Below are 7,194 nucleotides of genomic sequence, written 5' to 3'. Positions count from 1 at the left end.
ACTGTCATTGAAAATCTTTTGGCCAAGATGAAAAGTATTTTATCCAACCAACATCCCTTTTTATTCCAAAAAACACCAAGTAAAATCAAAAAAATAATAAAACAATTTACTTCTTTTTGGAATAATAAATGGATTTTAACTAAATTAAACAATTTTTCTCCTTTGCAATACTTTCAAACTTTTAGATAAATATTTAATTATGGATATATAAAATTATAACCTTTGAAAAAGGTTGTTTTGTTGTACATTTTTTTCTACCAAAAACAACAAATTCCGCATTATTGCGTAAAAAAATTTAATTAATTTCGTTTTTATGGTGACTTTTTCATTTTTTCGGCCTATATATATAGTGTAGGGATAAAATATTAAAAAAAATATCTTTTGAAACTAGCAAATTATGAAAAAACATTAGACACTTTTTAAGTGTAATGAAATTATTTGTTAATTTGAAAAGATATGAAATTATCTATTTAATTTTAAGTCTTAAAGAGTGATTTTTAAATAAAAAATGCTCTAAAGCAGAACAATGGTCTGAAGTATTATTATCGAATTCCTCCTGGTACTGGCAAACCTTACTTTGCAAAAGCTCTTACGGGAGAAGCAGAATTTTCATTTTTATGCAGTATCTAGTTCTGAATTTGTAGAAAGATATGTAGGAGTTGGGGCCTCGTGTAAAGGTATTTAAATAAGCTAAATATAATGCTTCTTGTGTTTTATTTATTAATGAAATAGATGTTTTAGGAGGCAAAAGGGTCATGATTCTAGAGGAGGAGGCAAGAAAAAGATCAAATCTCAACCAATTATTAACTGAGATGGATGGGTTTACTAAATCACAAAGGTATTATTATGGTGGCTGCAACTAATAGAGCTGATATGCTAGATTCTGCCTTGCTTCGTCCAGGAAGATTTGACAGACAATTTATTGTAGTTCCTGATGTAAAAAGCAAGAAAAGCAATTTACAAGTTCATGCCAAAAAAATAAAAAAATTGATGTTAACATTGATTTTACATTCTATTGCTAAACAAACTCCGGAGACATGTCAGGAGCACAACTTTGGAGCTGTTCTAAATGAGGCTTCAATTTTGGCTGTAAGAAATAAAAAAATATAATTACTTTAGAAGAATTAGAAGAAGCAATTGATAATCTGTTTTTGATTAATTTTTTCACCAAAAATCAATCAAATACAACGAAGAAGAACGAAAAATACATTTAGCTTATCATGAAGCAGGACATGCCGTTATTCGGATTAAAAACTTAAATACGCACAAAAAAGGTACAAAAAATAACTTCAGCTATTCACCTCGAGATGTACCTGGTGGCTATAATTTAATAATGCTGCAGAAAAGAAACTTTTTACTTCTGATAAAAATGCTAGACATCAAATTACATCTTATTTGGGCGGACCGTGTAGCTGAAGAAATAATTTTTAATGAAGTTTCTAATGGGGCTTATGATGATTTTAGACAAGTAAAAAAAATGAATCGTTTATTAATTTTCATTATGGTATGAGTATTTTAGGGTATGAGCCAGGATTCTGATTTTCCGATAAAACAGCAATAGATTTAGAAATCAAAAAATTATTGCAAAATTTTATACTAAAGCAAAAGAAATTATTTCACAAAATAAAGACTTATTAGATCAAATTACTAATTTATTATTAGAACAAGAAACAATCACTAAAGAAGAAATAGATAAACTTTCATAATAAAATATACTAAATAAGACTCTCTCCAATAAATGAGAGTCTTATTTTTATTTATTACCTCCAATATTTCAGCAACAAATACATAATAAAAAGCAACAAAAAGACACTTTTTAATTCCAACATAGTTGTTTTTATTAATTTACAAGTATAATAAAGTATAATATTAAAGATGCAGTAAAAAAATTATTAAATGTTACAAATCAAAAAACTATTATAAATTAGTGTAACTTTTTACTTTTGAACAATTATTTAACTTTATTTCACAAATAAAATTATTACTCCAACCATAATTGTTATAAAAGCAAAATACCAAAATACTTTTTATTAGGTTCTTAACTAAAAATATTAAGTCTTACAACTTTTTTACTTAAAGTAAAAATGAAAGCAAATACACAGTTGATAGTTTTTAAAATGATTCCTTTTTTCAAGATTATTAATTATTTAGCAACTCAAACAATAACTTGAAATCATAAAGGGTTTAAAAATATCTTATAAAAAGGAGTTTAGTGTTTTTTGTGCCACTTAGCAAACATTTTATATTTATATCTGTATAATTTAATTTTTAAATTAAAAAGAAAGATGAGGAATTTATGAATACTTTATTCGAGACAATTACCTATTTTTAGGAGCTAAAACTAAAAAAGCTTTAAAAGAACTCAATTTTATTGATGCTACTCCAATTCAGGCATTAGTAATTCCAGAAATTATAAAAGGACACGACGTAATTGGACAAGCTCAAACAGGAACAGGAAAAACTTTTTGCTTTTGGTATTCCCATTATCGAAAAAATTGAACCAAAAATCCAAAAACTCAAAGTTTAATTTTATGCCTACTAGAATTAACTCTCCAAGTATACGAAGAATTAAAAAATTACTAAGATTTTATCAAGAAATTAGAATCGCTGTTGTTTATGGTGGTGAATCTTACACCAAACAATTTAGAGCCCTAGAAGCTAAACCTCATTTAATTATTGCTACTCCTGGACGTGCAATTGACCATCTAGAAAGAGGTAAAATCGACCTCTCAGCACTAAAAATTCTAACTCTTGACGAAGCAGATGAAATGTTAAAAATGGGATTCCAAGAAGCCTTAGAAACAATCTTAAAAAAGATTCCAGAAGAAAGACAAACTGTTTTATTCTCAGCAACTCTACCTCCATTTATTAAAAAAATAGCAAGCAAATACCAAAAAGACACTAAAATCCTACAAAAAAAAAAAGTTCCTGTTAAAAACATTGCAGTTAATGCAATCAGACAAAATTACTTTTTGGTAAAAGAAGTTGACAAAGCTAAATTATTAGTAATGTTTACTAGACTTAAAAAAGATTATTCAGCTATCTTATTTGCAAACACTAAAAAAGATGTTGACGAAATTACAGCCTACCTTCAAGACAAAGGCTTTTTAGCTGATGCAGTTCACGGCGATTTAAAACAAAATCAAAGAAAATATGTAATGAATAATTTCCGTAAAGGCAAAATCAAAATCTTAATTGCAACTGATTTAGCTGCAAGAGGACTTGACATTTCTGGACATAAAAATGGTAATTAACTATGACTTACCACACACGAAGACGAAGTTTATGTTCACCGTATCGGAAGAACTGGAAGAGCTGGCAAAAAAGGTTTAGCTTACAGTTTAATTAGCCCAAGAAAAGTAAGCCAACTTAAAAAATTAGAATACTACTTAAAAGAAAAAATTACTTTACTAGATATGCCTTCTGTTCAAAGCATCAAATTACAAAATGCCAAAGATTTAGAAAAAAAGCTATTAAACATCATTGAAAAAAACAACGAAGACGCTACTCCAAATCCATTAGCACAAAAGTTATTAGAAACTTTTTCTTCTGAAGAAATTATCCAAGGATTATTGAAAAACTTTTTACCAAAAGAAAGAAATTACACTGACATCATTCCTCCAAAAATGACTACTAACAATTCTTTTAACAGATCACGTTTTGGTGGTGAATCTGGTGGTTCTTATGGTTCTAACAACTATTACGGCAATAACTCTTACCAAAGAGCAAATAGCAACTTTATAGAAGTAGTTATTATTAATTTAGGCAAAAAAAGACAATATTAATCCTCCAATATTATTAAAATTATTAAAAGACCATTTCCAAATTTATGGCAAAAATATTGGCAATATCAAACACTTAACTCAGGAAACTATTTTTGAAGTAGCAAGTCGTTTTTGGAATCAAATGAAAAGCAAAAACTAATATTCGTTTCCAAAACAAAACTTTAATTCTTAACAAAAAAGATTAAAAACTAATAAATTAACAAAATAATAATTTAATAATAACAAAAAAGCTAGCTTCAACAAGCTAGCTTTTTCTTATATTTGCATAATTTAAAATAAAAATAAAAAATCAATGAATTTCAATTAATAATTTAGATTAATTGCTAATATATATTTTGTTTTAATTTCAGCAACCAAATGATTATAAATTTTAGGATTATTAGTTAAATATTTTTAACACTCTCTGTTCTGACCAATTTTTTTCATCTTTTAAAACTATACCAAGAACCACTTCTTTTTTGAATCAAATTAAGGTTAGTTGCTAAATCAATTACTTCTATCATTTTAGCAATACCTTTACCATAAATAATATCAATAGTAGCAGTTTTAAGAGGAGGTGAAAGTTTGGATTTAACTACTTTTACTTTGGAACGAATCCCTACAACTTGGTCCCCTTGTTTAAGGGTTTCTGCTCTTCTAATGTCTAAACGCAAAGAAGCAAAAAATTTTAAGGCTTTACCACCTGGAGTTACTTCCATAGGATTACCAAAAACCATCCTGTTTTTTTTTCTCTAAGTTGATTAATATAGATAACAACTGTATCAGTTTTATTAATGATTCCTGACTGTTTACGCATGGCTTGCCCCATCATTCGTGTTTGCAAACGCATAGCCCTTATTACCTATATCGCCTACTAATTCTGACTCAGGAACGAATGCTGCTACAGAATCAACTACCAAAAGACTAATTTTGCTACTTGCAATTAATCTACAAGCAATATCTAAAGCTTTTTCACCTGAATCAGGTTGTGAGATTAAAAAGTTTATCAAGATTTACTCCAATAGCCTTTGCATAACCTGGGTCTAAGGCATGTTCTGTATCAATAAAAGCAACATTACCTCCCTTTTTTGAGCCTCTGAAATGGCATGAAAAAGTTAAAGTAGTTTTGCCTGAACTTTCAGGACCATAAATTTCAATAATTCTTCCTTTAGCATAACCACCAATTTCTAAGGCGATATCCAAAGACAAAGAACCAGTAGAAATAGATTCAATTCCTTTATGAGTTTTGGAGTTGAATTGCATAATGCTACCTTTACCTTCAAACTTTTTTCAATATACTTAATAGTGTCTTCTAAATCGTTTTTGTTTTGTGTATTTTGCATAAATAATTTTCCTTTGGTTTTTTATTTTAGTTTTGATGAAATATAATTTTTAAATATTGTAAGTAAAATAATAAAGATAAAAGAGCAAGATGAAAATAATTATTAAAGATAAATGTAAAATTTAGAAACATATATAAAAGACAGATTTTAAAATATAATAAAAACAGCAGTAACAAAATAAAGATCTCACCGAACCCCAAAAACTAGGCAATAAATATTTTAAAAAATAGGGTACAGCGAGATCAAAAATGAATTACTCCAGGAGCAAAATTTTTACCTGAATAATTTTATAATTTTTAAAAAAAAATAATCCAAACCAGAAACAATAGTTAAAACAACTGAAACAAGCAGGCAAATATCACCTATATTACTTAGATATCTAAACCATTTTTTTAAATTTGCATCACAAACAAAAGTAGAAGAAGTATACAACCCAAAAAAGGCAAATGATGGCAACGAATGTAAAAACGGTTTTGGCTTTGCCCCCAAAAAGATGCACTAATAACAACTCCTTCTTTATTAGAAGCTACCAATCTTATTCCTGTTACTAAAAATTCTCTAATCACTATAATCATAATAACAGCAGTAAAAAATTTTTTAGGCATTTGAGTATCTGCAAATAAAAAGTTCCTTGCGTAGCAGACAAACGACATTGACAAATATAAAAAAGTGTGATAATAACTAATAATTTATCGGCAATAGGATCAAAAAACTTACCAAAAACAGTTTGTTGTTGATATTTTTTAGCTATATAACCATCCAAATAATCAGTAATAGCAGCCACTATAAAGATAATTTGAAAAGTCAAAACATTAGCAAATTCAGGCTCACTTTCACTACATACACACATCAAAGGCAAAAGCACAAACACTAAAACAATCTAAAAACAGTAATTAAATTAGCCAACAAAGGAAACATACATTACTCCTATAGTAATTTTGTAAAAAAACTCATATTTTTGTTTAATTAAATATGGTTGAAAAAGAATAAATCATTTCTTTGAATATCAAAAAATAAAAATAGTAAATGTTTAAGGACAAAAATAAGATTTTCAAAACCTCTTATATACTATTATTATAACATTATTGATAAATGTTTTTAGTAAGTGTTTTTATATACATAACATAATTGTTATTATTTTGAAGTAATTATTACATTTAAAAGATACATTATAAAAACTCTACATTTATCTACATTTAAAAAGTAAATTAAATTTGTTCTACATTTATAAATAAATTTTGTATAAATAAAACATATTTAACTTAATTTTTAAATGTTTATAATAAAAATAAATTAGCAAAATGTTTTTATAGTTTTTGTGTTTAAAAATCTCACGGCACCCAACTATTAGCATAAACAAATCAGAGGGCACCGCAATAGTTAAAAAATGTTTTATAATTTTGATATAAATATGTTAGCTATTTTTGCATTGCAATAATTTCAATCAAATCAACTAATAATAAAAAATACTAAAATAATATTAAATAATCATAAATATTTATGATAAATATTTTCATATTTATATATATAAATATAATTAATATAACAAAGGATAAGCAATACTAGCTAATACTACTACTGTCCGCAATACAGTAGCTAGTATTGCTTATCCTTTATTATATTAATTATATTTTATATATATAAATATAGAAAACATTTATCGCAAAGTATTTATGATTATTTAATATTATTTTAGTATTTTATTATTAGTTGATTTGATTGAAATTATTGCAATGCAAAATAGCTAACATATTTATATCAAAATATAAAATTTATTACAATATTGCAATTATATATTTGTTTATACTAATGAACCAGGTACCGTAGTACAACGCAAAAAATATAAAACATTTTGCTAATTTTTTATTATAAGCTGATAAAATTAAATTTAAATATGTTTTGACAAAATTTATTTATAAATGTGGTATTTAATTTTTTAAATGTAGATAAATGTAGAGTTTTATAATGTATCTTTTAATTGTAAATAATTACTCGAAAATAATAACAGTATGTTATGTATATAAAACGCCTGCATTTATCAATGTGTTATAATAATAGTATATAAGAAGGTTTTGAAATCAATATAA

The 7,194-nt window shown here is 26.2% G+C and carries 8 protein-coding genes and 3 pseudogenes; 8 read left to right on the top strand and 3 right to left on the bottom strand.

Going from position 1 to position 7,194, the window contains the following annotated elements; genetic code table 11:
* The 8 genes and pseudogenes from ACEW7V_RS00480 to ACEW7V_RS00445 form a co-directional block, all read left to right on the top strand.
* Positions 1 to 189: pseudogene (locus tag ACEW7V_RS00480) on the top strand (IS3 family transposase); the annotation flags it as partial.
* Between the two features lie 530 nt (positions 190 to 719).
* Positions 720 to 1,110, top strand: a pseudogene (locus tag ACEW7V_RS00475) (AAA family ATPase).
* 67 nt (positions 1,111 to 1,177) lie between these two features.
* Complete coding sequence (locus ACEW7V_RS00470) at positions 1,178 to 1,510, top strand: hypothetical protein (RefSeq protein ID WP_374695708.1); 333 nt, start codon at positions 1,178 to 1,180, stop codon at positions 1,508 to 1,510.
* Between the two features lie 67 nt (positions 1,511 to 1,577).
* Complete coding sequence (locus ACEW7V_RS00465; RefSeq protein WP_374695707.1) at positions 1,578 to 1,706, top strand: hypothetical protein; 129 nt, start codon at positions 1,578 to 1,580, stop codon at positions 1,704 to 1,706.
* Between the two features lie 586 nt (positions 1,707 to 2,292).
* Positions 2,293 to 2,499 carry a DEAD/DEAH box helicase gene (locus ACEW7V_RS00460; RefSeq protein ID WP_374695706.1) on the top strand — a complete coding sequence of 69 codons (207 nt, stop codon included), beginning with the start codon at positions 2,293 to 2,295 and terminating at the stop codon, positions 2,497 to 2,499.
* Positions 2,500 to 2,531: 32 nt separating this feature from the next.
* On the top strand, positions 2,532 to 3,254 hold the full coding sequence (locus tag ACEW7V_RS00455) for a DEAD/DEAH box helicase (RefSeq protein ID WP_374695532.1): 723 nt from the start codon (positions 2,532 to 2,534) through the stop codon (positions 3,252 to 3,254).
* 162 nt (positions 3,255 to 3,416) lie between these two features.
* Complete coding sequence (locus ACEW7V_RS00450; RefSeq protein WP_374695531.1) at positions 3,417 to 3,785, top strand: hypothetical protein; 369 nt, start codon at positions 3,417 to 3,419, stop codon at positions 3,783 to 3,785.
* Complete coding sequence (locus ACEW7V_RS00445; RefSeq protein WP_374695705.1) at positions 3,781 to 3,924, top strand: hypothetical protein; 144 nt, start codon at positions 3,781 to 3,783, stop codon at positions 3,922 to 3,924. The genes ACEW7V_RS00450 and ACEW7V_RS00445 overlap by 5 nt, the downstream gene beginning before the upstream one ends.
* Before the next feature lie 164 nt (positions 3,925 to 4,088).
* Here the strand turns inward: ACEW7V_RS00445 and recA are convergent.
* From recA to ACEW7V_RS00430, 3 genes and pseudogenes are all read right to left on the bottom strand, one after another.
* Positions 4,089 to 5,107 (bottom strand): annotated as a pseudogene (gene recA, locus ACEW7V_RS00440) (recombinase RecA).
* A 392-nt stretch (positions 5,108 to 5,499) separates the two neighbouring features.
* The gene (locus ACEW7V_RS00435) at positions 5,500 to 5,682 is read right to left on the bottom strand and encodes a hypothetical protein (RefSeq protein WP_374695530.1); all 183 of its coding nucleotides are present in this window, start codon (positions 5,680 to 5,682) and stop codon (positions 5,500 to 5,502) included.
* Entirely contained in the window at positions 5,679 to 5,978 is a 300-nt protein-coding gene (locus tag ACEW7V_RS00430; protein WP_374695529.1) for a CDP-alcohol phosphatidyltransferase family protein, read from the bottom strand. The genes ACEW7V_RS00435 and ACEW7V_RS00430 overlap by 4 nt, the downstream gene beginning before the upstream one ends.
* Between the last annotated feature and the right edge of the window lie 1,216 nt (positions 5,979 to 7,194).

The organism is Areca yellow leaf disease phytoplasma (assembly GCF_041920595.1).
The sequence above is the reverse complement of the archived record's forward strand: the minus strand, read 5'-3'. Positions and strand labels throughout refer to the sequence as shown.

Coding starts and splice junctions, on each gene's coding strand:
- ACEW7V_RS00455 (WP_374695532.1), top strand. CDS start 2,532: ATGCCTACTAGAATTAACTCTCCAAGTATACGAAGAATTAAAAAATTA.
- ACEW7V_RS00450 (WP_374695531.1), top strand. CDS start 3,417: ATGCCTTCTGTTCAAAGCATCAAATTACAAAATGCCAAAGATTTAGAA.
- ACEW7V_RS00435 (WP_374695530.1), bottom strand. CDS start 5,682: ATGATTATAGTGATTAGAGAATTTTTAGTAACAGGAATAAGATTGGTA.